Raw genomic sequence first — 1424 nt, 5'->3', positions numbered from 1 at the left:
CTAGTGTGATGCGCCTGAAATCGAAGGCTTAAGTCTGTAGCCTGTTTTCATGTCTCGGGGTCCTCGTGCCATTGAAGTTGTGCTGTCCGATGAGGAGCGCGCCGAGTTGCTGCGCTGGGCGGGTGGGGCGGTGGCGCCCCGTCTCGTCGAGCGGGCACGCATCGTCTTGGCGTGCGCGGACGGGAAGCCGAATACACGTGTGGCGGCGGAGTTCAAGGTATCCGCGGACACGGTGAGGAAGTGGCGCTCGCGGTTTGCTGCCCGGCGGATGGCCGGCCTTGCGGATGAGCCACGGCCCGGCCGGCGCAAGTCGGTGCTGGTGCTCAGCGATGACGAACGGGCTCAGCTGACGCGTTGGGCGAGGCGCGCGAAGACCGCGCAGTTCCTGGCTCTGCGCGCGAGGATCGTGCTGCGGTGCGCGGAGGGCGGGACGAACAAGCAGGTGGCGGCCGAACTCGGCGTGAGCGAGCAGTCGGTGAACCGCTGGCGGGCCCGGTTCATCAAGCGGCGGCTGGAGGGTCTGGTCGACGAGCCGCGGCCCGGCCGGCCGCCGTCCATCCTGCTCGACCAGGTCGAAGACGTCATCGTCGCGACGCTGGAATCCACCCCGGGCCAGGACACTCACTGGTCGCGTGCCTCCATGGCCGCCCGCACCGGGCTGTCGAAGTCCACCATCGGGCGGATCTGGAAGAAGTTCGATCTCAAGCCGCACCTGCAGGATGCCTTCAAGCTCTCCACCGACCCGCAGTTCGTCGCGAAGGTCGTCGACGTCGTCGGCCTGTACCACAACCCGCCCGAGAAGGCGGTGGTGTTGTGCGTGGACGAGAAGAGCCAGATTCAGGCGCTGGACCGCTCCCAGCCGGTGCTGCCGATGATGCCGGGCATGCCCGAACGGCGCACCCACGACTATCTGCGGCACGGCATCACCAGCCTGTTCGCCGCCTTCAACATCGCCGACGGCACTGTCATCGGTGAACTCCACCGCCGCCACCGGGCCGTCGAGTTCAAGAAGTTCCTCGTCACGATAGACAAGGCGGTTCCCGTCGGACTCGATGTGCACCTGGTGTGCGACAACTACGCCACCCACAACACCCCAGAGATCAAGGCCTGGCTCGGCAAGCACCCCCGCTTCCATGTCCACTTCACCCCGACCGGCTCCTCCTGGATCAACCAGGTCGAGCGGTGGTTCGGCCTGCTGACAGACAAGCTCATCCGTCGTGGCGTCCACACCTCGGTGAAGGCGCTGGAGGATGACATCAGGGCCTGGATCGACTCGTGGAACGAGAACCCCAGGCCCTTCACCTGGACCAAGACCGCCGACGAGATCCTCAAATCTCTCGCCGACTACCTCACCAAAGTCACTCCGCCAGCCACCGATAATCAGCGAGAGACTTAAGCGTTCGATTTCAGGCGCATCACACTAG

The 1424-nt window shown here is 65.3% G+C and carries 1 protein-coding gene; it reads left to right on the top strand.

The window, feature by feature from the left end:
• The first annotated feature begins 70 nt into the window (after positions 1-70).
• Complete coding sequence (locus BIV23_RS42145) at positions 71-1396, top strand: IS630 family transposase (protein ID WP_218161927.1); 1326 nt, start codon at positions 71-73, stop codon at positions 1394-1396.
• The last annotated feature ends 28 nt before the right edge of the window (positions 1397-1424 follow it).

Origin of the sequence: Streptomyces monashensis (assembly GCF_001866665.1) — a bacterium.
Taxonomy (GTDB): domain Bacteria; phylum Actinomycetota; class Actinomycetes; order Streptomycetales; family Streptomycetaceae; genus Streptomyces; species Streptomyces monashensis.
This window is presented reverse-complemented; position numbering and strand designations above follow the sequence as displayed.